Origin of the sequence: Bradyrhizobium sp. Tv2a-2, from assembly GCF_000472425.1 — a bacterium.
Classification (GTDB): Bacteria; Pseudomonadota; Alphaproteobacteria; order Rhizobiales; family Xanthobacteraceae; genus Bradyrhizobium.
This window is the reverse complement of the sequence record NZ_AXAI01000008.1, coordinates 13,333-34,051: the sequence shown is the minus strand read 5'-3', so window position 1 is coordinate 34,051 and position 20,719 is coordinate 13,333. Positions and strand designations below refer to the sequence as shown.

General features: G+C 58.1%; 43 protein-coding genes. 2 read left to right on the top strand and 41 right to left on the bottom strand.

The features are described 5' to 3' along the window. Nucleotides 1–3: 3 nt before the first annotated feature. The 9 genes from A3AI_RS0117455 to A3AI_RS0117415 all read right to left on the bottom strand — a co-directional run bounded on the left by A3AI_RS0117455 (nt 4) and on the right by A3AI_RS0117415 (nt 4,949). Nucleotides 4–318 (bottom strand): hypothetical protein, encoded by a 315-nt coding sequence (locus tag A3AI_RS0117455; RefSeq protein ID WP_156927825.1) that lies wholly within the window; start codon nt 316–318, stop codon nt 4–6. A gap of 47 nt (nt 319–365) precedes the next feature. Next, nucleotides 366–590, bottom strand: a complete 225-nt coding sequence (locus tag A3AI_RS0117450) for a hypothetical protein (RefSeq protein ID WP_024516832.1) — start codon at nt 588–590, stop codon at nt 366–368. Beyond that, the gene (locus A3AI_RS49950; protein WP_283807244.1) at nt 587–715 is read right to left on the bottom strand and encodes a hypothetical protein; all 129 of its coding nucleotides are present in this window, start codon (nt 713–715) and stop codon (nt 587–589) included. Before A3AI_RS49950 ends, A3AI_RS0117450 begins: the two co-directional genes overlap by 4 nt. Then, nucleotides 715–1,008 (bottom strand): hypothetical protein, encoded by a 294-nt coding sequence (locus A3AI_RS0117440; protein ID WP_024516831.1) that lies wholly within the window; start codon nt 1,006–1,008, stop codon nt 715–717. The genes A3AI_RS49950 and A3AI_RS0117440 overlap by 1 nt, the downstream gene beginning before the upstream one ends. Next, on the bottom strand, nt 1,005–2,372 hold the full coding sequence (locus A3AI_RS0117435; protein WP_024516830.1) for a phage portal protein: 1,368 nt from the start codon (nt 2,370–2,372) through the stop codon (nt 1,005–1,007). Before A3AI_RS0117435 ends, A3AI_RS0117440 begins: the two co-directional genes overlap by 4 nt. A 71-nt stretch (nt 2,373–2,443) precedes the next feature. Beyond that, nucleotides 2,444–3,646, bottom strand: a complete 1,203-nt coding sequence (terL, locus tag A3AI_RS0117430) for a phage terminase large subunit (protein ID WP_245286912.1) — start codon at nt 3,644–3,646, stop codon at nt 2,444–2,446. A gap of 193 nt (nt 3,647–3,839) precedes the next feature. After that, a complete protein-coding gene (locus A3AI_RS47625; protein WP_024516828.1) occupies nt 3,840–4,175 on the bottom strand; it encodes a hypothetical protein in 336 nt (111 codons plus the stop codon). 26 nt (nt 4,176–4,201) lie between these two features. Further along, nucleotides 4,202–4,471 (bottom strand): hypothetical protein, encoded by a 270-nt coding sequence (locus A3AI_RS0117420; RefSeq protein ID WP_024516827.1) that lies wholly within the window; start codon nt 4,469–4,471, stop codon nt 4,202–4,204. Nucleotides 4,472–4,673: 202 nt separating this feature from the next. Then, nucleotides 4,674–4,949 carry a hypothetical protein gene (locus A3AI_RS0117415; protein WP_024516826.1) on the bottom strand — a complete coding sequence of 92 codons (276 nt, stop codon included), beginning with the start codon at nt 4,947–4,949 and terminating at the stop codon, nt 4,674–4,676. Between the two features lie 116 nt (nt 4,950–5,065). Between A3AI_RS0117415 and A3AI_RS0117410 the strand changes: the two genes are divergently transcribed. After that, nucleotides 5,066–5,767 (top strand): class I SAM-dependent methyltransferase, encoded by a 702-nt coding sequence (locus tag A3AI_RS0117410; protein ID WP_245286911.1) that lies wholly within the window; start codon nt 5,066–5,068, stop codon nt 5,765–5,767. Here A3AI_RS0117410 and A3AI_RS0117405 read toward each other — a convergent pair whose 3' ends face one another. The 32 genes from A3AI_RS0117405 to A3AI_RS0117250 all read right to left on the bottom strand — a co-directional run bounded on the left by A3AI_RS0117405 (nt 5,768) and on the right by A3AI_RS0117250 (nt 19,927). Then, nucleotides 5,768–6,271, bottom strand: coding sequence for a hypothetical protein (locus A3AI_RS0117405; RefSeq protein ID WP_024516824.1), 504 nt, complete (start codon nt 6,269–6,271; stop codon nt 5,768–5,770). Nucleotides 6,272–6,273: 2 nt separating this feature from the next. After that, complete coding sequence (locus A3AI_RS42885) at nt 6,274–6,591, bottom strand: hypothetical protein (protein ID WP_036048638.1); 318 nt, start codon at nt 6,589–6,591, stop codon at nt 6,274–6,276. A 279-nt stretch (nt 6,592–6,870) separates the two neighbouring features. Next, nucleotides 6,871–7,140 (bottom strand): cold-shock protein, encoded by a 270-nt coding sequence (locus A3AI_RS0117390; protein WP_024516822.1) that lies wholly within the window; start codon nt 7,138–7,140, stop codon nt 6,871–6,873. Nucleotides 7,141–7,154: 14 nt separating this feature from the next. Next, nucleotides 7,155–7,352 (bottom strand): hypothetical protein, encoded by a 198-nt coding sequence (locus tag A3AI_RS0117385; protein WP_024516821.1) that lies wholly within the window; start codon nt 7,350–7,352, stop codon nt 7,155–7,157. Continuing rightward, a complete protein-coding gene (locus tag A3AI_RS0117380; protein ID WP_245286910.1) occupies nt 7,352–7,567 on the bottom strand; it encodes a hypothetical protein in 216 nt (71 codons plus the stop codon). Before A3AI_RS0117380 ends, A3AI_RS0117385 begins: the two co-directional genes overlap by 1 nt. Nucleotides 7,568–8,035: 468 nt before the next feature. Next, nucleotides 8,036–8,200: a hypothetical protein gene (locus A3AI_RS47620; RefSeq protein WP_156927824.1), complete on the bottom strand. Its 165-nt coding sequence runs from the start codon at nt 8,198–8,200 to the stop codon at nt 8,036–8,038. Continuing rightward, complete coding sequence (locus A3AI_RS0117370; protein ID WP_024516819.1) at nt 8,197–8,493, bottom strand: hypothetical protein; 297 nt, start codon at nt 8,491–8,493, stop codon at nt 8,197–8,199. Before A3AI_RS0117370 ends, A3AI_RS47620 begins: the two co-directional genes overlap by 4 nt. Then, complete coding sequence (locus tag A3AI_RS50255; RefSeq protein ID WP_502685751.1) at nt 8,493–8,855, bottom strand: GIY-YIG nuclease family protein; 363 nt, start codon at nt 8,853–8,855, stop codon at nt 8,493–8,495. The genes A3AI_RS0117370 and A3AI_RS50255 overlap by 1 nt, the downstream gene beginning before the upstream one ends. 168 nt (nt 8,856–9,023) lie before the next feature. Beyond that, a complete protein-coding gene (locus A3AI_RS47615; protein WP_156927823.1) occupies nt 9,024–9,443 on the bottom strand; it encodes a hypothetical protein in 420 nt (139 codons plus the stop codon). Between the two features lie 234 nt (nt 9,444–9,677). Beyond that, nucleotides 9,678–10,103, bottom strand: coding sequence for a hypothetical protein (locus A3AI_RS0117355; RefSeq protein WP_024516816.1), 426 nt, complete (start codon nt 10,101–10,103; stop codon nt 9,678–9,680). Beyond that, complete coding sequence (locus A3AI_RS0117350) at nt 10,100–10,360, bottom strand: hypothetical protein (protein WP_024516815.1); 261 nt, start codon at nt 10,358–10,360, stop codon at nt 10,100–10,102. Before A3AI_RS0117350 ends, A3AI_RS0117355 begins: the two co-directional genes overlap by 4 nt. 2 nt (nt 10,361–10,362) lie before the next feature. Beyond that, on the bottom strand, nt 10,363–10,671 hold the full coding sequence (locus tag A3AI_RS0117345) for a hypothetical protein (protein WP_024516814.1): 309 nt from the start codon (nt 10,669–10,671) through the stop codon (nt 10,363–10,365). After that, the gene (locus tag A3AI_RS0117340) at nt 10,671–12,236 is read right to left on the bottom strand and encodes an AAA family ATPase (protein ID WP_084800952.1); all 1,566 of its coding nucleotides are present in this window, start codon (nt 12,234–12,236) and stop codon (nt 10,671–10,673) included. Before A3AI_RS0117340 ends, A3AI_RS0117345 begins: the two co-directional genes overlap by 1 nt. 150 nt (nt 12,237–12,386) lie before the next feature. After that, entirely contained in the window at nt 12,387–12,602 is a 216-nt protein-coding gene (locus tag A3AI_RS0117335) for a hypothetical protein (protein ID WP_024516812.1), read from the bottom strand. After that, nucleotides 12,599–13,060, bottom strand: coding sequence for a hypothetical protein (locus A3AI_RS47610; RefSeq protein ID WP_036048636.1), 462 nt, complete (start codon nt 13,058–13,060; stop codon nt 12,599–12,601). The genes A3AI_RS0117335 and A3AI_RS47610 overlap by 4 nt, the downstream gene beginning before the upstream one ends. A gap of 1 nt (nt 13,061) precedes the next feature. Further along, nucleotides 13,062–13,472: a hypothetical protein gene (locus tag A3AI_RS0117325; protein WP_024516811.1), complete on the bottom strand. Its 411-nt coding sequence runs from the start codon at nt 13,470–13,472 to the stop codon at nt 13,062–13,064. A gap of 27 nt (nt 13,473–13,499) precedes the next feature. Further along, the gene (locus tag A3AI_RS0117320; RefSeq protein WP_024516810.1) at nt 13,500–13,943 is read right to left on the bottom strand and encodes a RusA family crossover junction endodeoxyribonuclease; all 444 of its coding nucleotides are present in this window, start codon (nt 13,941–13,943) and stop codon (nt 13,500–13,502) included. Continuing rightward, a complete protein-coding gene (locus A3AI_RS42875) occupies nt 13,940–14,239 on the bottom strand; it encodes a hypothetical protein (protein WP_024516809.1) in 300 nt (99 codons plus the stop codon). The genes A3AI_RS0117320 and A3AI_RS42875 overlap by 4 nt, the downstream gene beginning before the upstream one ends. Then, nucleotides 14,236–14,445: a hypothetical protein gene (locus tag A3AI_RS0117310; protein WP_024516808.1), complete on the bottom strand. Its 210-nt coding sequence runs from the start codon at nt 14,443–14,445 to the stop codon at nt 14,236–14,238. The genes A3AI_RS42875 and A3AI_RS0117310 overlap by 4 nt, the downstream gene beginning before the upstream one ends. Nucleotides 14,446–14,653: 208 nt before the next feature. Beyond that, complete coding sequence (locus A3AI_RS0117305; protein ID WP_024516807.1) at nt 14,654–15,190, bottom strand: hypothetical protein; 537 nt, start codon at nt 15,188–15,190, stop codon at nt 14,654–14,656. Beyond that, nucleotides 15,187–15,546 carry a helix-turn-helix domain-containing protein gene (locus A3AI_RS0117300; RefSeq protein WP_024516806.1) on the bottom strand — a complete coding sequence of 120 codons (360 nt, stop codon included), beginning with the start codon at nt 15,544–15,546 and terminating at the stop codon, nt 15,187–15,189. The genes A3AI_RS0117305 and A3AI_RS0117300 overlap by 4 nt, the downstream gene beginning before the upstream one ends. Then, nucleotides 15,543–16,232 carry a Mom family adenine methylcarbamoylation protein gene (locus tag A3AI_RS47605; RefSeq protein WP_156927822.1) on the bottom strand — a complete coding sequence of 230 codons (690 nt, stop codon included), beginning with the start codon at nt 16,230–16,232 and terminating at the stop codon, nt 15,543–15,545. The genes A3AI_RS0117300 and A3AI_RS47605 overlap by 4 nt, the downstream gene beginning before the upstream one ends. After that, entirely contained in the window at nt 16,229–16,474 is a 246-nt protein-coding gene (locus tag A3AI_RS0117295) for a hypothetical protein (protein WP_024516805.1), read from the bottom strand. Before A3AI_RS0117295 ends, A3AI_RS47605 begins: the two co-directional genes overlap by 4 nt. Continuing rightward, nucleotides 16,471–16,659, bottom strand: a complete 189-nt coding sequence (locus A3AI_RS42865) for a hypothetical protein (RefSeq protein ID WP_036048631.1) — start codon at nt 16,657–16,659, stop codon at nt 16,471–16,473. The genes A3AI_RS0117295 and A3AI_RS42865 overlap by 4 nt, the downstream gene beginning before the upstream one ends. Further along, a complete protein-coding gene (locus A3AI_RS0117290) occupies nt 16,656–17,090 on the bottom strand; it encodes a hypothetical protein (RefSeq protein ID WP_024516804.1) in 435 nt (144 codons plus the stop codon). Before A3AI_RS0117290 ends, A3AI_RS42865 begins: the two co-directional genes overlap by 4 nt. Beyond that, nucleotides 17,090–17,413, bottom strand: a complete 324-nt coding sequence (locus A3AI_RS0117285; protein WP_024516803.1) for a hypothetical protein — start codon at nt 17,411–17,413, stop codon at nt 17,090–17,092. Before A3AI_RS0117285 ends, A3AI_RS0117290 begins: the two co-directional genes overlap by 1 nt. Continuing rightward, the gene (locus tag A3AI_RS45290) at nt 17,410–17,856 is read right to left on the bottom strand and encodes a GcrA family cell cycle regulator (RefSeq protein WP_024516802.1); all 447 of its coding nucleotides are present in this window, start codon (nt 17,854–17,856) and stop codon (nt 17,410–17,412) included. The genes A3AI_RS0117285 and A3AI_RS45290 overlap by 4 nt, the downstream gene beginning before the upstream one ends. Beyond that, nucleotides 17,829–18,461, bottom strand: coding sequence for a hypothetical protein (locus A3AI_RS0117275; protein WP_024516801.1), 633 nt, complete (start codon nt 18,459–18,461; stop codon nt 17,829–17,831). The genes A3AI_RS45290 and A3AI_RS0117275 overlap by 28 nt, the downstream gene beginning before the upstream one ends. A 21-nt stretch (nt 18,462–18,482) precedes the next feature. Continuing rightward, complete coding sequence (locus A3AI_RS0117270) at nt 18,483–18,893, bottom strand: hypothetical protein (RefSeq protein WP_024516800.1); 411 nt, start codon at nt 18,891–18,893, stop codon at nt 18,483–18,485. 133 nt (nt 18,894–19,026) lie between these two features. Further along, nucleotides 19,027–19,203 carry a hypothetical protein gene (locus A3AI_RS47600; RefSeq protein WP_156927821.1) on the bottom strand — a complete coding sequence of 59 codons (177 nt, stop codon included), beginning with the start codon at nt 19,201–19,203 and terminating at the stop codon, nt 19,027–19,029. Beyond that, nucleotides 19,200–19,703, bottom strand: coding sequence for a hypothetical protein (locus A3AI_RS47595; RefSeq protein ID WP_156927820.1), 504 nt, complete (start codon nt 19,701–19,703; stop codon nt 19,200–19,202). Before A3AI_RS47595 ends, A3AI_RS47600 begins: the two co-directional genes overlap by 4 nt. Then, the gene (locus A3AI_RS0117250) at nt 19,700–19,927 is read right to left on the bottom strand and encodes a hypothetical protein (protein WP_024516797.1); all 228 of its coding nucleotides are present in this window, start codon (nt 19,925–19,927) and stop codon (nt 19,700–19,702) included. The genes A3AI_RS47595 and A3AI_RS0117250 overlap by 4 nt, the downstream gene beginning before the upstream one ends. A gap of 84 nt (nt 19,928–20,011) precedes the next feature. On the opposite strand from A3AI_RS0117250, the gene A3AI_RS42855 reads away from it, so the two are divergent. After that, complete coding sequence (locus A3AI_RS42855; RefSeq protein WP_024516796.1) at nt 20,012–20,365, top strand: transcriptional regulator; 354 nt, start codon at nt 20,012–20,014, stop codon at nt 20,363–20,365. The last annotated feature ends 354 nt before the right edge of the window (nt 20,366–20,719 follow it).

The following is a 20,719-nucleotide window of genomic DNA, read 5'->3' as shown; positions in this document are numbered from 1 at the left end:
GCCTTATGCCTTCAGAATGCCCATCAGCATTTCCAGGAACGCCTTCAGCGCGCCGTCGGCCTCTTCGATCGCTGCGGGCAGGAATGGCAACATCTCGATCAGGCGCATATGGACGGCGTGGAGCGCGCCGGACGTGCCCTCCAGATGATCCATCGGGCGGAAAACCGTTGGTTCGGGGGCGGGAGGAGCGTCAGCCGTCATTCGATTGATTTCGTCAAGCGTGTAGGATCGACCACCTGGAATGTTAATCCACGGCTCCTCCTTGGCCTCAACGACGTCGGGCTGTACATCCGAGCCCTCGCCGTCTCCGCCAGGCATGGGCGCAACCGGCGTCCAGCCCGACGTGTCCTTATGCTTCCTCGCCATCAGGGCAACAGCGCCTGAATGGCCTGCAGGGCCGTCACATTGGCGGCATCACCACCGCCGGTCGGGTGCAGGGCGAGGATCTGGGTAATGACGTTGTTCAACTCCACCCCATGCTGCTGGGCAAGGAGCATGAGAGAGCTGATGTCAGCCCCCTTGGTCTGGACAACAGACTTGGCATTGGCAGTCGGCGTGATCGCCTTGAGGTTGGTTACAACGGTCGTCATTTGCTGCCTCCATTGGGCTTGGCAACCTGGCCACCACCCGGGTTTGAACTCTTCACTTGCTCAGACTGAGCGGTGCGGAAGGGCGTGCCGGAGCGGACGCCGAACTCATGCTTGACCTCGGCCATCAGGCAGCCACCACGAGAATGTCGGCGGTCGTGCTCGACGTGGTGCCGGTGACATTAAGGGTAAAGCCGGTCGAGCTCTTGCTGGTGATGAAGTAGGTCAGACCGGTCGTGTTGAACGATGCGAACACGCTATAGACCTGCGGCAGGGCATCGACGAATGTGACGGCAACTGTCTGGGTAGAGCTGCCGTTGGGGACAGCTACAGCGATCTTCTGCCCCAAGATCATGCGGTCGAAGAAGTCGCTACCGGACTGCGAGTCCAGCACCTGCACGGTATGAACCGGAATGCTCATTTTTTACCTTTCGGCTTGGGTTTCGGCTTGGCGGACTTGCCCCCGCCGAGGTTCTTGTCGTCGACCTGTGCAGCACCGCGCGCCGCCTGGATGGCGATCTCAACGTCTGCAAAGAGCATGTCGGCGAATGGATTGTCTGACGCGTCCCAGCCTCGTGCCCTCCTGTAATCATTGGGGGTCAAGGCGTTATTCTTGTACTCATGCTCATAGACCTGAGCGATGTTGAGCTCGTCTTCGGCCTCGACGCCCTTGAACCTGAACTGCAGCTGCGAGAACCCGAGCTTGCCGTGCAGCGCCTCGCGGGTCAGATGTTCCTGCACAAGATGGGCATAGGGCTTGATCGCCTGCGCCCGGTCGCGGTCGTCGGCCACCTCTGCGGTGTTGCGGTTGACGTCCTTCTCGATGCCGAGCACCTGCGGCGAGATGTCAAACGCCGTCGCGATCTCACGGATCAGGAAGTTCTGGTATTCGAGATAAAGGGCCTTATCACCCTCGGGGAACATGCGAAGTACTTCCGGGCCGCGCGCCTTGCCGTCGGTGCCGACCGACTGCATGGCCCAGATCGGCATGGTGCCCTGCCCCTCGACCTCGTTCCGCCAATAGGAGCGGAAGGCGTTCAGCGTCTCCTCGGTCGCACCCTCCCCCAGATCGAGCGCCACAGACGGACGGGCATTTGTCGCCACATTCCCGGCGAACTCGCCCACGCCAAGGATGCGGGACACGGTATTGAAGGCTATTTCGAGCGGTCCGTGTCCGAATGGTGTGGCGCTGGAGGGATTTGGCCGGATATATATGAGCTCGTCGTTTCGGAGTTGGACCTGCTGGCCCATTCCATTGCCGACGAAGTTGCCGTAACCCACGATTTGCACGTAGCGGGGATCGGCAGGGTTACCGTCCCATAGGGGATAAATCTGTATTGTGAGTCCATCGACTGGCCACATCCAAAGGGGGCGTTGCTCGTCACCTGATAGTTGTGTTTCAAGAGCACCGGCTCCAAGGAGAATGTCCTCCGTCACCTGTTCCGTTAACGTGCGGAATGAATCATCGTTGTTCGGGTGGTCAAAGCAGAACGTGGCGATCTCAATCTGCCGATCAAGTTCAGAATTGCCCTTCTCGTCCCTGTCGAGCGGGGTGATCTCCCACTCCAACATTGCGATCGGGTTCTTGATCGCATTGATGGCGCGGCGGGCATAGGGATTGAGCGCGAACCAGCGCAGGTTGCGCGGGATCGGCTTATAGGCCAGCCTGCGATTGGTCTGTATCCCGTTCGGCTTGATGAGGTTCGGGAACGGGATGGTGTCCCGTGGCGGCTCATGCCTCCGACGGCCGGGGCGCCGGTTTTTAAAAATGTCCAACAGCCCCATTTTCAACCTTGGATAGGTCTCCGGCCGGTGTTTTCGGCACCCAATGAGACGGTTGCAACCTGCGGTCTATGCTAACCGAACACCAATTGCGGCTTGCGCGCCAACAGTTGCGAGAATGCCCGGCTCAGCGCGTCGGTCTGGTCCTTGTATGTCCCATTCGGGAATGAGCAGACCTCGTCCATGAAGTCTGCATTCCAGTCGCCGCGTACAATCTTGATATTGCCGACCTCGGCCTGTGCCGATACCGGCATGGCGCGGTCCTGCTTGTCCCCACTCTCCGGCGAGAACCGCACGTCAAAGCCCGCCAATAGCTTGGCAAAGGCCTGCACCTGAGACTTGCCAGCCTGCCCCGGATCTTGCGGAATGGATATCCGCACGTCCCCGCCGTCATGAGTGGCCGTATTGCGCAACAGGCGCTCGACGTCGCCAGGACTTCCCCGCTCCCGCCGCACGTCCACAACGTAGTAGACGCCATCCTTGAGCGCGAGCAGCACGCCTGCGGTATAGGCCGCGGTCTCCGATAGCGAGGCCGCCAAATCCCAGCCGCGCACATACTGCGCACCAGCAGGCACAGCAGGCACAAACTCAAACCATGCCCGCTTGAAGATGCCGCCCTCACGTGGTGCGGGGCGCTGCTGATATTGCCCGGCTATGGCGTATTGCGTGGTGTCCTGCTTGAATTTCTCCCACGCCTCCTTCGGGAAGCGCACCGGATCGAGCAATTCCCCGTCATATGCGCGGGGGTCCTTAAAGCCAATGAGGGTTTCACACGCTCTTTCCGGCTCAAACTCCATCGGCAGCATTAGATGGACAAAGCCCATCTTCAGCTTGAGGATCACCCCGGCGAGATCCTCCTCATGCAATCGCTGCATGATCACCACGATGGCAGAGCGCTGCGCGTCGTTGAGACGGTTCAGCGCGCCTTCCCGGAACTGCCTTGTCGTCTTGAAGCGCTCGACGTCCGACTCTGCCGTGGTGGTCGAGTGCGGGTCGTCGATAACCAGCCTGTCACCACGCTGCGAGGTCAGAGAGCCGAAGGCAACCGCGCGACGGTCACCCCTTGCGCTGTTCTCCATCGCCGTGAGCGCGGTCCGCTCGATCTTCAATGGCCACAGCGCCTGAAACTTCTCTGACGTGACCAGGTTTAGAAACTTGCCTGCGTCGCGCAGAACCGGACCGTCATTAAAGGCGGTCGACAGATAGCGCAGGAACGGCTTGCCTGCCGGGCCCCACTCCCACGCCTGCCAGAACACCGACACCAGCAGCGATTTCATGCTGCCCGGTGGGACCGTGATCAGAAGCCGGGTAATCCGCCCGGCGGTCACTGCCTCCAAATGATCGCAGATCGCGTGGATATGCCAATTCTCAACAAAGGTCGCATTCGGCTCAAGGATCGACCAGAACTCGCGGACGAAATCGATTAGCCGGCCACAGCGGGCCTTGATCTCGTCAGCATGTTCGGCGACCTCACGCTTCGCCAGTTCCCTCTTGAACACCGTCAGCGCCGTCGGCGGAAGCTCGTTCAAGGATGGCAATGACTGTCCTGAGTTCATCGGTGGTCAGCTTGGACGGGTCATAGACACCCAGCGCGCCCGAGTGCTCGATTTCCTGCCTCGGCTTGCCGAAAGCGCGCTCGTAGACGATCTCAATACAGCGGACCCTGACTGCATCCGGGGCGCCCTTCAGGAGGCTGCGGAGTGTCTTGTTTGCGTCAGGCACCATAGCAAGGGCGATTGCTTTAATCGCAGGAGGGACCTTGTTCTTTGATCCTGGGCGCCTTCCGCCAGTCTTGTAACCCTTCATCTATATCCGTCTATCTTTAGAACCGATTATTTCCGTGTCGGCCGCCGCTTCGGCTCCGGCATCGGCTCGTAGTCTGGCTCATAATCCGCCCGCAGCGAGGAAACCACATCGCCCATGAAGCAGCCGAAATCCCATGCGGCCCGACATACCCGCTTCATCGCGCAGATCATGACGTCGATCATCCGCTGCGCCAGCATCCAAGCGCAGATAACCACGATGGAATAGAAGATCGCCGCGCCCGGAGTCATATGGGCGAACTCCACCATCAGGTGCATGGCTCTTTCGGTATCGAACATGGGGGATTCCTAGCAGGTGACGAAGCCGCGTTTGATCGCGGCGGTGAAGCAACACAACGCGCGGTGACGCTCGCGAGATTCCTCGCTGTGCCGCTGATACTCAAGCGCCGTCTGAATGTGGGTGAGCGCACAACTGTTGGCCCAGCGCCGCTCTAGTTCCTCTTCTGGCGAAAGATCTTCGACAGTGTTCCAGGGCATGTCTTTAGCCAGCGCTCACCGCGCCAGGCGGCAGCCAGTGCCACCAGAAATGCGTGGATAACGAGCCGACGAATAGGCCAAGCAGCAAACCGCCATAGAACGTCGCCAGCGGGAACTTGCTCGTCACGTAGAACACGAAATAGGAAAGCGTGATGTGGGTCGGCGTCGGGTTATCCAGCGCCTTGGTCTCGAAATAGCCGAACTCGGCCCAGCCGATGATCAGCCACAGCGCAATGCCGACCGGCCAAACAATCCAGTAATTGTCGAGATACGCCGCCATCACGCGGACCCTAAGCCGTTGTTCAGAATTCGAGAATTCAAAGGTATTACCCCACAATCCCCAATTGCCTATAATCCTCTGGACTCGCTAAGGTTTCAACAATCAGAGGATTCAATATGGCCAGTATGCAGACTACAGCGAGTCCACTCGTCACGATTGCAATGCGCTATTCAGCGAGCGCACGAGCCAAACGAGTTGAGTCGCTATCGAAGCACGTCAAGCTGGAGCCAGATAATCTGGTCCTCGACCTCGGCGGCGGCACTGGTGACCACTTCCATTCCATCTTCCCGGACCACAGGAAGGTGGTGATTGCCGATATTCTGGAGGACGATCTCCGACAGGCGCGGGAACGGCATGGATATGAGACGGTTCAGCTGGTTGACGGCATCGGAACGCTGCCCTTTCCCGACCAGAACTTTGACTTCGTGTTCTGCTCGTCCGTCCTCGAGCACGTCACCGGCCCCAAGGACGCGGTGGAGTGGACAAGGAGCGGGCCGTATTTCGAGACCACCGGGCGTCAGCACCAATGGGCATTTGCGAACGAAATCCGCCGCATCGCCAAGCGATACTATGTCCAGACGCCCTATCGGTATTTCATCCTTGAAAGCCATAGCTGGCTGCCGGGGCTTATCGTGTTCCTGCCCCGCCCCGCTCTGGTTGCCCTGCTGCGGCTCACCAACACATTCTGGCCGAAACAGACCTCGCCGGATTGGCGGCTGCTGACCATCGGTGAATTCTCGGCGATGTTTCCCGAGGCCAAGATCGAGCGCGAGAAGTCGCTCGGATTCGTCAAATCCCTTATGGCGATCAAGGCCTGATCAATTCACGAATTTGCGGTAGGCGGCCACCCAGTCGGAGGAAATGGCGGCCTGAGCCTCTTTGAGCGTCAGCGTGCCATCACACACCAGCTTATTCAGGCGCTGCTCGAGCTTGTCCTTTACCCTTGCGCCCCACTCGCCTGCATATGGCTGGGGGAATAGGTTCTTGGGATCGCGGGGAGCCCCACCGATCTCCAAACTTATGATGTGATCTTCCTCATAGTGCCGAGGATTCTTGTCCTCGTAGCCCCAGTCGGCGAGCTGCTTCTTCTTGAGCTTGGTCGTGTAACTCGCAGGCGGCCGGATTGACTTGGTCGACCAGTGCCCGCCGCGGCTGTTGGCGCAAATGGTCTCGCCGATGTTGTCTTGGGTGATGTCAGGATTGACCGCGCCCGGAGTCCGGTCGTGGTTCGGCAGCCACTTGCTCATATTGGCCGCCATGGTGTCGGCGGACAGCAGCAGGCAGGCGGCCAGCGCTAAGGCTATCTTTGCTGGCCGCATCATGCTTAGGAGCCCGCCGGAGCCGGGTTGGCAGCCGAAGCAGCCGAACTCGTCGCATTGCTCAGCGTGGTCGCCAGCGCGTTCAGGCTGGTCGCAGCGGCTTCCATCGCGGCAGCATCGCCAGAACCAGCGGCGGCACTGACCGCAGCGGCAAGCGTCTGCAGCTCAGTCACAGCACCATTGACGGCGGCGGTCAGGGTTGCAACTGCGGCGGAGAGATCGGTCTGTTCCTGAGACATTGCGGCTACCTTTTTCTCTAGAGCGGTGATCCGAGATGCGAGCGATGCGATGCTTGAAAGATAACTCAGAAGGGCTTTCAGCATGACTTCGCCCCTCTGTTGTGCTATATCGTTTCCATGAGGCGGGGCTCGGCAAGGCAGGGCCGGGCGATGCTAGGCGATGCAAGGCACGGCACGGCATGGGGCGGTTACCTTACAAACCGCTGAATCGATGTTTCGACGTCGATTAGATCACCGAATATCCGGTCAAGAAGGTCAAAATCTCGCTTATTGGCGACATCCCTGAAGACCGATATCTGGATTCTGGCCTGCTTGGAGGCCGCCGCAATGTCATCCAGCATCGCCGCGAGCTTCTCGCGCGGATTAGGTGGTGGCGGCAAGCTCGACTCGTATGGCCTTCGGACCGCGATCTCCCGCCGCAATCTCAAACGTGACGGCCTGGCCTTCCATCAAGGTATAGCGCGGCGTCCCATTGGGGATAATGGCCTGGAAACAAGATTGGCCAAGGTCGGAGCGATGAACAAAGACCTCCTGCCCGTCGTCGCAGGCTATGAACCCAAAGCCGGTGCCCTTTGCACTCCCGTCGCGGGCCTCACATCTAAAGAACTTCGTCCGCCCGCTTACCCGCGACATTTCCTGACTTCCGGTTAGTTCTGCGGCAGCCTAAGCACGCAGCTCAACGAATTTCCAATCGCCTCGATCATCGTGGTGATCTGGGCTTTAGACTGCTCGACAATCAATGTGTTGCCCGTCGGCAGCATCACCTTGTGGTCGTCGTACCACGCAATATGGTCCACGTTTACGATGTGGGACTGTTGGCGGTAGGATAGCTCGATGAACTTCATCAGCCCATCGCCCCCGGCAGAAAGCAGCGCACTTGCGGCCTGTCACCCCAGATCGGCCAGACCAACGTACGGCCGTCCCGGTTCGGCTCCTTGATCACCGCATCATCCGGCACATCAACCCAGACGTTCTGGCCGCTGCCGTCCATGTACTGATTGATCAGCACCTGATAGTGGCCGTTCTCGCTCTTCCATTCGACGTCGGAGAGGTGCTTCATCTCCGTCTCGGAGCCGTCACAACAAGGTCCGCGGCCCTTCAGATTGGAGTACCAGCTACTCAGATCGGGATGCTCATGATCATGCGCGCGGGCGACGTTCACCAAAATCATGGCCGTCAAAATGAGAGCAAAGCTAACCCACAGCCAGTACAAATGCCGCATCACTCCCTCACAACAAATCGCACACTGGGCAGACCGCGCATGAGCTATGCCTAGCCCAGTCCATTAAGACGCAGCCGCAATCTGGACATCGACAACAAATCCAGCGGAGCAACCAGCGCCTCATTTAGACTCCCGCACACTCTCTAATGAACTCATCCGCCTCTTTTGCGATATCAAGACAATGATCGCCGCGAACAGCAGCGTCATAACGATCAGACGACGGAAGAGCTGAATTACCAGCACGGAAGAACCATAGGCGCGCTCGCTTGAGCATTTCACGGCGCAGCGCTATGGCACCGTCGCGGGTCACGTCGGCTTCCAAGACTTAATAAGAGACTCGCGGATAAGAGCGCCATCGATATTGAGGCTCAGTACTACATACCGCGCCACATCTCTTGGCTGAGGTTTCTGCGCATCCACTGCCGCAGCCAGCATATCCAAGTTCATGCGGGGGAAAGCGATCGGGTTCATGCGCAGTCCTGCGGCTCGGCATCACCCCAGCGCCTGGCGATCAAACGCTGATATGCCTCGTCGTCCACTATAGTGGGGATCTCTCGGAATGTCGGTTCGGCCAGGTCTGGCACCGGTGGAGCGCCGCTCTTGGCAAAATCAATCAGTCCGATCGATCCCGCATCACGTCCCGGCCGCAGCAATGGCGCGGTATGCATTGGGCTGTGCGGGTTGTGCTTGCGTGGACGGTCGCCGAGGTCATCGGGGATGAAGCCGGCGAAGCGGGCGCGGCGGAACTTTACGACTTCGCCCATTACCAAAAACACCCCTCTAGAGGGTCCTCATGTAGCGGGAACGTTTTGATAAGATCCCTATGAGGGACCAGTTGGCACCCGACATCGATGGATGCGCGATCTATTACCTTGGCGGCCTCAATCGGCGTCAGGCTGAACCACTCTCCGCGAATATGATGTCCAGATTCCTTCAACATCCGGTGGCATCTCGCCTCAAGCGCAGTCGCATCGCTCTTGGTTGGCAACCAACACACCAAATGGAAACGGATATCTGTCGGGCTTGCAATCTGCAGGTCCACCAAACGAACGGCGGGCCTGCCGCTAAATCCAATCTTCACCGGCGGTCCAGACCTGGGACCGATGGCATAGACGGCCGTCCTCATCCTCAAATGAGAGGTCAGCAGTTTATTGGAAAGCTTGCTCTGCCCAACCCTACCAGATCCGGCGGTACGGGCAGAATAGATGTAATCAGATAGAGCCTCATCTCGGCGCATATTGGCGCCGCCGAGTTCATATCTTAGAAATGACGATTTGCGGCGACGCATGTTGTTCTACGCCGCCATATCCCGGCCGAGGCGCTTAACCAGCGCCCTGCGCCGATGCTCATTGACATCTTCAAGATGGGCCACGAATGCCGCAATGGCATCTGGCGTCTTTAGAGTGTCGGTCGATTTTTCGGAAATGAAAGCCGCGTGCTTCACCGGGGCACAATCCGCAACCCTTGCTTCGTTTATTACGATCGGCTGGCTCGCAAGTCTAGCCCACCTGTCAGCAGCCGGGCGGAAGGGAATGAAAGCATTGCCAAAATTGAAAAGTAGATGGTCCCAAAGCCTCTCAAGCCTAGCGTATGCCGTCGCTCGCGCCCATCCATTGTGATCGCAAATCTTCGAAAAAGGACGAGGATCAACGTCCGCCGCCCAACGCGCCCACGCCCAGATCAATTCGCGACGATCGAGCGGCACCAGCTTCATGTGCCATTCGAAATAGCACTCACCCCAGCGCGAAAGCTCGTCGCTCCGCGTCACGCGACGATTGCGCCACATCTCATCTAGGTCGCTGTGGGCGGTATCGTCCCACTGGGTCCTGTCCCAAGTATAGACAGGCCATGCATTCCCGCTTGTAGGGATACCCTTGACCTGTAGCCGCCTCTCGACGTCTGCGGCCTCCCTCCACCTCGCCTGAATGCTTTCAATGGACCACATGGCCTACCCCTTTCCAAATAGAGTTGGTTGCGCCTCTTCATGAAAATGCGGCCGAAGCCGCTCTAAAATCATCCCGCCTATCAGCCACCTCGGCGCCACCGCCTCGCGATCGGCCTTCGCTTTCTCATAGAGGGAGACGAGATCGATCTCATCGAATAGATCGAACCACTTGCTACCGAGCCAGGTCGGGTGGGCTCTGAGCACATCGCTCACCGCCATCAGAATCGGACGCACCAATGCCATCCGGTTGTTTTTGCTCTCGACAATCGTCATCAACACAGACCGCAGATGCGCGGAGCCCTCGTCGCGCAATAGTTCTTCCAAAGTACCAACCGCGCATGTTTGATTGGGCCCCCGCTGGCGTTGCTGGCGAGGCTCAAGAATCCCAACGCCTAGTTCGGCACATATGGTGTTGAGAGTGGCGGTCACGACTTCTCCCTGATCTCCAGCCCGGCGCGGTCGAGGGCGCTAATCAATTGCGCTGGCGTGCGGTGATCCAAATTGAAATAGCTCATGAACTTACTGATTTTGAAGATTTGCCCAACGCCCTCGTCAATGTCTGGCTCCTCCAGCTTGAGCAGGCCGAGCTGAACGAAACAGCCCAGCAAACTCTCTGGCGTCAGCAAATCCGCCCGATCATAGTCAAACGCCTTGTGAATGATCGTCTTTGCTTCGTCTCGAGTCATGATTAGCCCTCCTCACGGGAGGAACGGCCCTCCCCGGCCTGCGCCGTGCTCCTGCTGTCGTAAGATGCGCCGCACTCTTGGCAGTACCAAGTTGACCAACCAGAACCATCGCTACCGATGGAGCCGGTGCCCACGCGATTCCAATGCTTGCATGTTCGCCTTCGCTCATCCGCCTCCCACTTGTCGGCCACATCGATCGCCACGCTGGCCAATGTGAGCGACAGCCGTTCTTTCGGTTCCTCTTTCCCGTGCCACCAATTATGCTCCGCAATGGCTATCGCCCTAGCCACCTCTTCCAGCTTGCTGCTCATCACATCCCCTCCTGATACGGACTCGCATCGAGCAGTTCGAACCGCGAGTTCTCCCGGTTGAATTTCATGACGACGTGGCCCTTTTCGCCGGTGCCACGGAAGCGGACCTTTTTGATGTAGATGTCGGTCTTGTCGTGCTTGCTTGGATCGCGGTCGACGATGATCCCGAAGTCTGGCTTGTTGTAAAATGCAGCCGAGCCGTCCGCGTCATAGAGCGTTGGGATTCTCGTCTTGCCGCCGTGAGCCACGTCCTTCGTCGGGTGGACGACCAGATACGTGGCGATGCCATGCCGCCGACCGAACTTGATCAGCTTGCGCAACGCCTTGTTGGTATATTCTGTCGTGCTCTCGCGGCCCTCCTTGGCGTGCTCGATCTCATTCCACGGGTCCAGCACCAGCACACGGATGCCGTGGCGCATCAGGGCGTCATAGGCGCGGTCCAGCAACCACTCCAGCGTCAGGTCTTTTTCATCCTCTCCAGAAACATCGAAGTCGATGAAGACGAAGTTCTGGTTGATCCATCGGTCTGCCTTGGCGACCTGTGCTGGTGTCAGCCGCTCGACATCATCTCCCGATACAATGCAGCGCATGACATCGCGCATGTTCGGGACGATCGGCATCTCCGGTGTGAAGATCGCGGCCTTCCAGCCGTGCATATCGGCGAGATTGACGCAGAGGTTCATGAGCCACGTCGACTTGCCGGAACCCGGCAGGCCGAGGAGGACCGTGAGTGACGGCGCAAAAGGAGTATAGTGGGCATCAACCGTGGGCCACCCCGTCGAGAATGTCTGGATCGGCGGTTTGTCGGGATAGTCGCTGAGCGAATAGACACCCTTCAGCGGGTACGGCTTGGCATTGGCCAGCACATTGTATGCCGCCTCCTGCCCGTGCTTCATCAGTACGTCATTGAGATCCTTGCAGCCCTCTGGATAGACAACGAACGAGCACCGGGCAGCGGAGAGACGACGAACCAACTCCTCCGCGAGATATTTGCCCGGTGCGTCGTTGTCTACCGCGATGATGAAACTCTTGATCTTCTTCAATCGGTCGCGGTTCAAGTACATGAACTCGAATTTACCCGACGTATCGTCTGTCTCGCCTTCCTCCCTCTTCTCCTTCGGAGGCGACGGAGCGCCGTCAGGGACCGAGACCGCGAGCGGGAAGCCGCACGTGATCGCCGAAAGACAATCGATCTCTCCTTCGGTCACCACTAGCGCCATGGAGCCAGACTCCAGCGCAGGATCATTGAGCGCGTCGGCATTGTAGAACGTGCGCTTGCCACCAACGCGCTGCCAAAATCGCTTTCCAGCCGCGCGATATTTCTCCGCAACGACAATGCCGTCTTCCAGAAATGGGAAGCAGACGACGTTGCCATTTTCGTCGGGGATGACTTCGCCGCCATTGCCTTCTCTACCTGTATAGAGATTCAATCGGGCGGCTATTTCTGGGTCGATTCCCCTTGCTTCTAATGCTTTGACTCCGTGATGGCCGAGCGTTTGGTTCGTCATAATAATGGCCACCCCGGAATTGGCATGGTGCGTTATGGCAGCAAAATTGAAACCCATCAGACTCTGACCGCACCGTCATGCACCGCTTGCGCTTGTTGTGCGCCTTGCGGAGATGACTGCATTGCGGGCAGCGAAAGTTCTTCTGCCCCTTGAAGGACATTGGGGAGCAGCCGGTCTTGGCCAGCTCGATCAGGACGTCGTCGAGCGTCATGACCGCCACGGCGTCCAACCGGTCGCCGCCGCGATCATTGTGCCGATAAGATTGAACACGACGAATGCTATGTTGTAACAGGACATTTTTATAAACAGTATCGACAGGCCTAAAGGGCCACTCGTGCCCGTGTAGACGCAGATTAAAAAGATGCCGAATGCCCACACGAGCCCATACGCCATAAAGAATTGCGCAGCGGTTGGCTTCTTCATGCAGCCCTCCTCATCTCAGCCGGCCATCGCGGCTCCCGCTCGTTCCGCCATTCGAAGGTGCAGAGATCGCCTTGGAAGCCGACGAAGCGCCAGCCGAGCAAATACCAATCGATCACCTCAGCCCTCGTTATTGAGACGATATGCCTCGTCTTTTCCTTCGGCTTTGGTGCCGGAACGGGCTTCAGAACACGCGGCTTGGCACGACGATTGTCCCACTCCCGCTTACAGGCAAGACAGACGCGGAAACGGGAAACACCGTACTTCTTCCAGAATGTGTTTTGCTCGTCGTATAGGTGGCCGCGACGACAATGCGTCTTGTCTTTTGATGGATAGCGCCGACGTTCTCCATCCTGTTTGCAGGTGCGGCAGCAGCGGAATAAGCTGCCGCGTATTTTCTTCCAGTATGTATTCTGCTCAGTGTAGGCGTGGCCATGAATGCAGTGTGTTTTAAGAGCCACGTCACGCCCTCCAGTCCATTGCCGGGGTGGCGTTGCGCTGGTCACGATTCTTGAACTCGACCGCCTTCCGCACCCAGTTGCGCCATGTGGCGGCCCAGTCCGAGAATGACTTGCCATTACCCAAATAATGGTCGCGGAAATGTCCCCACATCTCATGCACATCAGCGAGATTAAAGCCGCGATCTGTGGCCACCTTCACCAATTCCGGCGTCAGTACGAAGTCGGGCGGGAATGATCGCTTGACCTGCCTGAGTTCGGTCGCTGGCCGTAACGCCGACACCGCCCGCGGCTTCTTCGCGATCTTGCAGAGCAGCCCGACGAACTCCACCGCCTCGCTTGGCTTCCAGCCATGGGCGGAGAGATAATCGATCGCGTCGCCTGTGGAGTTTATTTCACTTATATGGATGCACATGATGGTTTCCCCTGCCGATTGTCAGAACTATGCAGCACTATCCATGGCGGCTTCCTGCGCGAGCGGCTTGACGGTAACGATAACCGCGGGCGTGTTGCCGTAGCTTTTCGAGGATGAGACATGAACGATCTGGCAATCGTCAGCGAACACCACGCCATTCATCGCATCGGTCCATGCCTTTACAATGTTGTCGAGGTCGGGCTTCTTGGTCGGCAAAAGTTGGCCAGCCAACGCCATTTCCCGTTTCTTGCGCGACCAGCTTGCCGGCACAGAGAATATCGCCGTTAGGACAAACTTGACGGGGCCCGGGATAACCTCATTATCTCCCATAGCGTCCATCGCGGCGGTGCGTATCATCCCCTCATAGGTTCTGGTCTTCTCTGGCGTATAGTGGCCTATGAAGCTGCCGCGACGGAATGCTCGAGCACGGCCCTTGCCTTGCGGATCACCGGAGAGGGTGACGGTAATCATGACCGACCCTCAATCTCATACTGAACGTCTGGCGCTTCCTGCTTCTCGTATTTACCAACCGCCAACCGCTTTAGGATCGCATCAACGGCAAAGCGAAGATAGTAGTCGCGCTCGTCTTCGTCGAAGCATCCATCGCCCTGTGGGCTAGCCTCATAAATCGTTTCGCCGTTGTGGTCCGGGAAATCCACCCGGAATGCCCCATGCCGGAGTCTGAGATAGCCAACCTGCGCTCCATTGAGAAAGGCATCGTATTGTTCGGGACAAGCCGAACATGTGAGGACGAGTTTAATCATCATGCCCCCCTGCTCTCTTGCTTGCCCATCCGGCATTTCCAGCCAGCGAGGCGCTCGGCCGGATGCTGCTTCATCCAGTCAGCCAGCTGCGGTGCACCCATCAGGCAGGACTGCATCGAGATCTCGGCGAAGTCTGAGTTCGTGACGAACTGCTCGTGGCAGGTGCCAGGACTGGCAAGGCTGCAGAGCACGGCGATGATGCTGATCATGCGGCTTGCCTCGGTGCGGATTGGGGGATTCGGAGAGACCCGCCACCGCTCCCGCCCATGTTCAGGATCAGCCACCCCTCGTCCTCCTCTGAAATATCGACTGGAAGGACGTGATAGCGAATAAACTCATCGTCACTGACGCATAGATAAATGAACTGGCGCCCATCTACTTCTGACAAGTGGATGCTACGGATTTTGTGTTTCATGATCAGTCCTCATCTTCCTCTGCGGCGGGCTCGTCCTCGCCAACGTCGTCACGCATGCTCAATATGAGATCGCGCTCCGTCCTTCCTTGGCGAAATCCGCGAAGCCACGCTTGTCCGTTGCTGGTCGTCAGATCGTGCGGGTTGTCCGACTCACCAATACCCGGCGCGACATCGAGGCCATGACTGCGCCCGTCCAACTCAGCCCGTTCATCGATCGGCGCGAGGTTGGACTCCAGATCCAGGCTCAACTGCCCGTCCCGCACACCATGACGGAGAATACGAAGGTAAGTCGTGATCTTGCTGGTCTCTTGCAGCCACGCTTCGGCGTCGCCAGCATCGATGATGGCGAAGGCCTTCTTCGCCGCCTTCAGGTGAATCCCCTTGGCCTCGGCGTGGCTCTGAGTCTCCTTGAGAACAAGTTTGGCGCCCCCGACTCTGTCTTGAGCGAAGCGGATCTTGTGCAGGTTGACGGCGGTTACGTCATCCTCGGCTGGGGTGTTCTTGATGGGGTCGGGTTTAAGTGCGGCGGCTGTACTCAAGCGATTTGCTCCTGTTTGCTGGTCTTGCTGCGAAGGAAAAATCCACGGCCATAGACGTTTGCGATCTCGATGTCTGTCTCGGCGAGCTTCCGGCGCATCCGGTTGATCAAAACGTCCGTCACTTTGGTGTCTGGCCCGCCGTTCGGGTCCAGCGCATAGAGACGATCAAAAATCGCTTCGCCGGTAACCACGCGGCCCGTGTTCCGATTCTTCCAGAGGAGGTCGAATATCTCGGCCTCAAAGGCGGTGAAGACCACCGCATAGTCGGAACTGATCAGCGTGTGGCTTTCGAGCCTGAACTGGACGCTCCGGCCAATTGGCATCTCATTGCCGCAGCAGGGACAGATCGCGGTCATGGAGCGGCCGCCTCGGGTTGCACGAGGCTCGCACGGCCGGGAAGCCGCTCGTCCGATGGACTAGCCGCAATAGGTTTTGGATAAGGAAGGTTCTTCAGGCCAAGCCGCTTGGCCTTAGACCGCCCAGAAATGGCAAGCGGTTTCCAATAAAGGTGCTTGCCTTCATCCCAATGGGGGGCGATGGAGGCTTCTGGAAGGACGCTTTTGATCCTTTCTGGCGACCTTGTGCCAAACGCCGAATTGCAGGAACGCCCCGGCTTAAATACGCCATCAATGACCAACCCATCCATAGCCGGTTCACGCTTGCCGTTATAATTCCAGCCTGCGGCCTGATAGATGCCGCCATGATGGCGCTGGGTCCAGTCAGCAAAGCTTACAGCCAAATTCCAGCCAGACTTTTTTAGCCAGCCCAAGGCGAAGGAAATAAGTCGGCTTAACGGTTCATCGTAATTTGGGTGGCGTACCAATCTCGCTAATTCGATTACTTCTTCAGCCCACTTTGTCGGCGGGATCGTGAAAATTATTCCGGCAACTGGTTCGCCGGTGTCTCCGAAGAGGCCGCCAGACCTGCGCACCGCATAAGAATGTTGAATGTTGGCCGGCAATCGACCCGAATAGTGGAAGTCGCGCACAAGTGGCCAAAGTTCATCGGGCGAAGCGCCGGTTATGACAAAACGCTCGTTCATTCCCCGCCCTCCCGCCGCACCATCTGATCCAATGCGCTACGACCTTTCGGCGGATCCCCCGCAATCTGCCCCACGATGCTATTCGGCCCCTCACTGCGCGGGGCATAGCCTCGGATGATCGCCAGACGATTGGCGACCTCGAACTCGCGGCAGTTCAGCTCTCGCGCGATGGTCGCGGTATTCAATCCCTTTTTCCATAGGGCCATGATGCGGGGATCGTCTGCGGAGGTGAGGCGTCTCATGACCAGGGACTCTCCAGCCGCCAGTGTCGACGCGACTTGCCCATGCCTTCCCAGTCAGACCTTGTGCAAAGGATGCCTGAGACTGGGGCCTGATCTCCGCCCACGTTCGCAAAGAAGACAGCCAGTTCGAAAACCGTGATGTCCGGTTCTGGCTCAAAGAAGATCATGCGATACTCTTCGCTCATGCTGCCCTCGCCTTCGCTGCGGCCTCATATGTCGCGCGCTCGGCGATCCACTCGCGGATCAACACATAGGGCGAAACCCCCTCGGCCTTGGCGATGGCCAACACCGTTTCCATGGTTGAGGGGTCCAGCGCCTTCAGCATTTCATAGGTGCGGGAGCGATTGCGCCTGGCATCATTCGAGCCCCCATACAGATAATATCCGATGGTCCTGTGGTTGCGCCGGAGAATGTGAGCGATGCGCGTGACGGCAAACCCGGCTGCCTTCAGCTCTTGAGCGGCGGCTCGGCGGGCCGCAGTTAAGTCCCCAGCCCGGCATGTGCTGAAGAAGTCGATTGCCTCGACCCTGTGCTGCGCCAGCACGCGATTGAGTATCTCGTCGCGCAGCAGGACCTTTGACGGTCGCGGATTTTTGAGCGGGGGACGATGCGCCATCACTCCAGCCCCTCGTTTATGATTCTGATGGCCCGCTCAACGGTGTGCTGTGACAAGCATAAATCGAGCATGATCTGCTTCTTCAAGCAGCCGACGTTCTCCTCCATGTATTTCCTGACGCGCTCGACGTTCTTGAACTTCCGATCGAGCGCCGGGTTGACGGCCACCTTCGCCCGCCACTTCTGCCTCTCCTTGCCTTCGTAAATGAGGTTGTGGACAGACTGGACGCTTGCATAGCCCATGAGATGCGCCACTGTGCTGCGGTCGTGGCCCTCTTGGATCAACGCCATGGCCCGCTCGACCTTGAGGCCGTCCTCGCTCATGCCGCCTCCCCGACTCTCGCCTTGCGGGCGCGGACCCAGACGACACCATGATGCTTGCGACAGAACGCAGAGCCGGACTTGCAGGGATTCCCGCAGAATAGCCAGTCACCGACGCCATCAGCGTTCGTGCACTCGTACTGGCACTCGCCGTCGCCAAGCTCGGCGAACGGCACCATGCGAGGCTCGGTGACGACGACCTGGGGGACAAATGGCTGTCGCGACGGCTTCGGCTGAAACAGGCGCGGCTTGCGCTCGGCGCAAAACTGCGTGACGCCCTCGCGCTTGATGCCAAGCCGGTTGAGCTTCCCCACAATCGCGTTGCGGGTCACCTCGATGCCGAGCTTTTCAGAAAAAAACCTTGCTACCGCGCCCTTGCTGAATCTCCTCTCAATGAAAAGATGCTTCAGTTCTTCGATTATTTCGTCGGTCCATGTGATGCGCATTGCCTGCCCATGTGATTGCTAGCCCGCGCGAGGCGGGTCGGGTCTGTGAACGAAGATGGCGCAGTCGCCGGATCGTTGGCTGCGCAGAATTCGTTGAAACGTTTAACGGCACCAATTGCGTGCGTGGCCGCCTTGAAGCTCTCGGCCGGCACGGCGCGAATCTGTTTGCCCATCTCTGCGAGCGCAGTGACGGTAGTCGGTTTAGGTGCCTCAATGGCGGCCTCGAATTTTTCTTGAGGCACGTTGGCAACGCGGACGGCCTGCAACTCTTGATGCGGAGAAAGACCCGCCCTGTCCGCCGCCTCCCGTTGAGATAACTTTTCGTGGGTGCCCACGATAGGTTCGTCCGAACGTCGGCCCTGAGCGTTAAATGTCTTCAGCAACTCGCCCATGCGGCGAACCGCACGGGCCTGAATGCGGTCAGCAAGAGTGCGCAAGCTATCGTCGTCGGCCATCTTGGCATAAGACGCGAGCGCCTCTGCCTTGTTCGCCCAGTCTTGGCACTCGTCGATGCTAGCGCACGAGGCAAGCGCAATCTTCGCTTGCTCATACGTCGCAGGCAGGCGAGCTTTGGCGATGTCGATGTTGGTTGGAAGTGCATTCATAGAGCCACACGCTCCGCCAGTTCAACAATCTTGCGCGCGAAGCTGGTTAACGTCCGCGCCACGGAATTCCTGACTACCCGAATTGAGCCGCGCCTCCAGAATTTCGATTTTTGTTTTGAGCGCGCACAGTTCATTCCAGTCATCCTCTTCCTGCTTTCTTTGAATTGCGGCAGCGATCAGATGCAACTCGTGCTGCGTTATGGTGCGAGCGCGCCCGTACCAGATTTCGTAGCATCTCCAAAAAGGTAGCCCGACGAGCTTAGAGGCGCGGTTGATCGCTGACTTGACTCTGCCGCCGCGTGGCCAAGGCTCCGACAGCTGATGCAATTGCAACGTCGGCACACTGTTCGGCCCGATCTGAAGCCCGTAATTCTCGCTTCCATGATTTAGCCGGTTCTCTTCAAAGTCATTTTCCCGTAGATCTGCGGACATTGGTTTTACTCCTTGATACTGATTGGTACTGAAATCCCGAATTTCCCAAACCCACCACTGAGCAAAAATTCCGATGCAAAAACGCAGTTACATAAGTTCAATTACATTCACCGCTGCGCTGATCCTCGATCGGCTAAGAGCCAACAACCGGCTCCAGCAGAACGCCGACCAGCAAATAGAAACCGTAGATGAGAAGAACGAGGCCGCCGACGAGCGACCAGAAGAAGCCGATAGCGACGCGCTCGTAGAGGACGGAGTCCTTGTCGAGCCGGTCGACGCCGGAAGGCAGACCGAAATGCCTATGACTCATAACGATCGCTCCTTGAGGAGCCCGCCGACGAACATGCCGAGAGGCAGCTGGATCGACAGCCAAGCGAGTACAATCCATGCGAGCACGGTCATCGTCAGTGCCTCCAGTTCGCGGAAAAGTTGAAAGGTGTTCCATGATGGAACACCGTAGGAGTACGGAAGATATGCGAATTCCTGCAGCCCAGTGCAGAATGCGCCTCGACAAATCATTCGCGCAGGCGTTGAATGCGTGCCGTTTTCGCAGCGGCAGGTTAGTGGGATCAAACCATGGGAATGCTGGAATTGGTGGATGCCGTAAGCATCCGAGATGTGTTTGTTATGGGATCGGAGTTCGAAGACGCTGGCGATGGCATGATGCGTATCGTCAAATTCGCGAAGCACGGCGGAGTAATTGTTCCGGTGCTCTCCTTCGTCACTCCAGCAATTGTTGTCGTCAGAGAGTGGGAAGGCGCGCTGGATTTCGCGCGGAAGATTCTGCGGGAGCAGGCCGGCAGGAGTCATTGAGCCGACTCCTTCGATCTGATTTTAGCGGCCTCAAGTCTGGCGAGCACTTCCAGGGTCACGCCCTGGATCTGCAACCTGTGCGCAGCGTCGACCGTGGCCTGCCAGCGCGTCGATGGGATCGAGTTGCGCGCCCTCATCGTGCGGGCGTGGCTTTCCTCGATGCCGATCGCTTCCGCGAATTGGCCATGAAAGGCGTCAATGATTTCTGAAAAGGAATCCATGACGCATATCGCTACAGGAGGTAGCGACGAGTGTCAACACATTTCGATACGGCACGTAGCTATTCTGCCGCTACAATTTGTGGCATGAGTAGCGACGAAGAAATCATGAAGGCCCAAGGCGGCCGACTTAAGCAGATCAGGGTCCTCGCGGGATTCGGATCAGCCCGATCGGCGTCGACGGAGGCCGGCTGGGCAGAGAGCACCTACCGGGCACATGAGGCAGGCACCAGAACCATCGACCCCAAGGATGCCGACCGCTACGTGCACTTCTTCCGCACCCACAGCCCGGCCGCCAAAAGTTACACCGGGCGCTGGATCATATATGGCGAAAGAGACGATCTCGATAGCGTGAGCTTTGACGACCTAGTGGCCGGGGAAAGCCCGAATTTCCGCCGAAAAGCCTATGAAGCCATTCTGGCCATGAAAAAACGCCGCTAAAAATTTAATCACTACCCCTTGTAGCAACGTGTAGCTGGGCTTAATAGAAAAAGGCCCGGCCCGATTCCGCGAGAATCGTCCGGGCTGTCTGGGTAAACCTTGACGCACAAAGCCCAGACCGTTGCGGCCTATATAACACAAGATATGGTAGTCGCAATAGTGTTTTTGTGCAGCCCGGTACAAAATACCGACTGAGCCGGTTTCTTCCCCCCCTCGCCTGACCCGACAGCATTCGGGGGCGTAAGCGAGCCGAGGGCGTGACCCCACCCCGGAAGAAATCCTGGCAACGCTGTGGCCATTGCGACCAGGTCCATTGAGGAACGGGCACCCCCCGGACGGCAAAAGCGACATTGG

Bases quoted from the DNA above. Each gene is read 5' to 3' on its own strand.
- A3AI_RS0117455 (WP_156927825.1), bottom strand. From the start codon at position 318: ATGCCTGGCGGAGACGGCGAGGGCTCGGATGTACAGCCCGACGTCGTT.
- A3AI_RS0117450 (WP_024516832.1), bottom strand. From the start codon at position 590: ATGACGACCGTTGTAACCAACCTCAAGGCGATCACGCCGACTGCCAAT.
- A3AI_RS49950 (WP_283807244.1), bottom strand. From the start codon at position 715: ATGGCCGAGGTCAAGCATGAGTTCGGCGTCCGCTCCGGCACGCCCTTC.
- A3AI_RS0117440 (WP_024516831.1), bottom strand. From the start codon at position 1,008: ATGAGCATTCCGGTTCATACCGTGCAGGTGCTGGACTCGCAGTCCGGT.
- A3AI_RS0117435 (WP_024516830.1), bottom strand. From the start codon at position 2,372: ATGGGGCTGTTGGACATTTTTAAAAACCGGCGCCCCGGCCGTCGGAGG.
- terL (WP_245286912.1), bottom strand. From the start codon at position 3,646: ATGAAATCGCTGCTGGTGTCGGTGTTCTGGCAGGCGTGGGAGTGGGGC.
- A3AI_RS47625 (WP_024516828.1), bottom strand. From the start codon at position 4,175: ATGAAGGGTTACAAGACTGGCGGAAGGCGCCCAGGATCAAAGAACAAG.
- A3AI_RS0117420 (WP_024516827.1), bottom strand. From the start codon at position 4,471: ATGTTCGATACCGAAAGAGCCATGCACCTGATGGTGGAGTTCGCCCAT.
- A3AI_RS0117415 (WP_024516826.1), bottom strand. From the start codon at position 4,949: ATGGCGGCGTATCTCGACAATTACTGGATTGTTTGGCCGGTCGGCATT.
- A3AI_RS0117410 (WP_245286911.1), top strand. From the start codon at position 5,066: ATGGCCAGTATGCAGACTACAGCGAGTCCACTCGTCACGATTGCAATG.
- A3AI_RS0117405 (WP_024516824.1), bottom strand. From the start codon at position 6,271: ATGATGCGGCCAGCAAAGATAGCCTTAGCGCTGGCCGCCTGCCTGCTG.
- A3AI_RS42885 (WP_036048638.1), bottom strand. From the start codon at position 6,591: ATGCTGAAAGCCCTTCTGAGTTATCTTTCAAGCATCGCATCGCTCGCA.
- A3AI_RS0117390 (WP_024516822.1), bottom strand. From the start codon at position 7,140: ATGTCGCGGGTAAGCGGGCGGACGAAGTTCTTTAGATGTGAGGCCCGC.
- A3AI_RS0117385 (WP_024516821.1), bottom strand. From the start codon at position 7,352: ATGAAGTTCATCGAGCTATCCTACCGCCAACAGTCCCACATCGTAAAC.
- A3AI_RS0117380 (WP_245286910.1), bottom strand. From the start codon at position 7,567: ATGAAGCACCTCTCCGACGTCGAATGGAAGAGCGAGAACGGCCACTAT.
- A3AI_RS47620 (WP_156927824.1), bottom strand. From the start codon at position 8,200: ATGAACCCGATCGCTTTCCCCCGCATGAACTTGGATATGCTGGCTGCG.
- A3AI_RS0117370 (WP_024516819.1), bottom strand. From the start codon at position 8,493: ATGGGCGAAGTCGTAAAGTTCCGCCGCGCCCGCTTCGCCGGCTTCATC.
- A3AI_RS50255 (WP_502685751.1), bottom strand. From the start codon at position 8,855: ATGAGGACGGCCGTCTATGCCATCGGTCCCAGGTCTGGACCGCCGGTG.
- A3AI_RS47615 (WP_156927823.1), bottom strand. From the start codon at position 9,443: ATGAAGCTGGTGCCGCTCGATCGTCGCGAATTGATCTGGGCGTGGGCG.
- A3AI_RS0117350 (WP_024516815.1), bottom strand. From the start codon at position 10,360: ATGACTCGAGACGAAGCAAAGACGATCATTCACAAGGCGTTTGACTAT.
- A3AI_RS0117345 (WP_024516814.1), bottom strand. From the start codon at position 10,671: ATGAGCAGCAAGCTGGAAGAGGTGGCTAGGGCGATAGCCATTGCGGAG.
- A3AI_RS0117340 (WP_084800952.1), bottom strand. From the start codon at position 12,236: ATGGGTTTCAATTTTGCTGCCATAACGCACCATGCCAATTCCGGGGTG.
- A3AI_RS0117335 (WP_024516812.1), bottom strand. From the start codon at position 12,602: ATGAAGAAGCCAACCGCTGCGCAATTCTTTATGGCGTATGGGCTCGTG.
- A3AI_RS0117325 (WP_024516811.1), bottom strand. From the start codon at position 13,472: ATGTGCATCCATATAAGTGAAATAAACTCCACAGGCGACGCGATCGAT.
- A3AI_RS0117320 (WP_024516810.1), bottom strand. From the start codon at position 13,943: ATGATTACCGTCACCCTCTCCGGTGATCCGCAAGGCAAGGGCCGTGCT.
- A3AI_RS42875 (WP_024516809.1), bottom strand. From the start codon at position 14,239: ATGATGATTAAACTCGTCCTCACATGTTCGGCTTGTCCCGAACAATAC.
- A3AI_RS0117310 (WP_024516808.1), bottom strand. From the start codon at position 14,445: ATGATCAGCATCATCGCCGTGCTCTGCAGCCTTGCCAGTCCTGGCACC.
- A3AI_RS0117300 (WP_024516806.1), bottom strand. From the start codon at position 15,546: ATGACCGCGATCTGTCCCTGCTGCGGCAATGAGATGCCAATTGGCCGG.
- A3AI_RS47605 (WP_156927822.1), bottom strand. From the start codon at position 16,232: ATGAACGAGCGTTTTGTCATAACCGGCGCTTCGCCCGATGAACTTTGG.
- A3AI_RS0117295 (WP_024516805.1), bottom strand. From the start codon at position 16,474: ATGAGACGCCTCACCTCCGCAGACGATCCCCGCATCATGGCCCTATGG.
- A3AI_RS42865 (WP_036048631.1), bottom strand. From the start codon at position 16,659: ATGAGCGAAGAGTATCGCATGATCTTCTTTGAGCCAGAACCGGACATC.
- A3AI_RS0117290 (WP_024516804.1), bottom strand. From the start codon at position 17,090: ATGGCGCATCGTCCCCCGCTCAAAAATCCGCGACCGTCAAAGGTCCTG.
- A3AI_RS0117285 (WP_024516803.1), bottom strand. From the start codon at position 17,413: ATGAGCGAGGACGGCCTCAAGGTCGAGCGGGCCATGGCGTTGATCCAA.
- A3AI_RS45290 (WP_024516802.1), bottom strand. From the start codon at position 17,856: ATGCGCATCACATGGACCGACGAAATAATCGAAGAACTGAAGCATCTT.
- A3AI_RS0117275 (WP_024516801.1), bottom strand. From the start codon at position 18,461: ATGAATGCACTTCCAACCAACATCGACATCGCCAAAGCTCGCCTGCCT.
- A3AI_RS0117270 (WP_024516800.1), bottom strand. From the start codon at position 18,893: ATGTCCGCAGATCTACGGGAAAATGACTTTGAAGAGAACCGGCTAAAT.
- A3AI_RS47600 (WP_156927821.1), bottom strand. From the start codon at position 19,203: ATGAGTCATAGGCATTTCGGTCTGCCTTCCGGCGTCGACCGGCTCGAC.
- A3AI_RS47595 (WP_156927820.1), bottom strand. From the start codon at position 19,703: ATGACTCCTGCCGGCCTGCTCCCGCAGAATCTTCCGCGCGAAATCCAG.
- A3AI_RS0117250 (WP_024516797.1), bottom strand. From the start codon at position 19,927: ATGGATTCCTTTTCAGAAATCATTGACGCCTTTCATGGCCAATTCGCG.
- A3AI_RS42855 (WP_024516796.1), top strand. From the start codon at position 20,012: ATGAGTAGCGACGAAGAAATCATGAAGGCCCAAGGCGGCCGACTTAAG.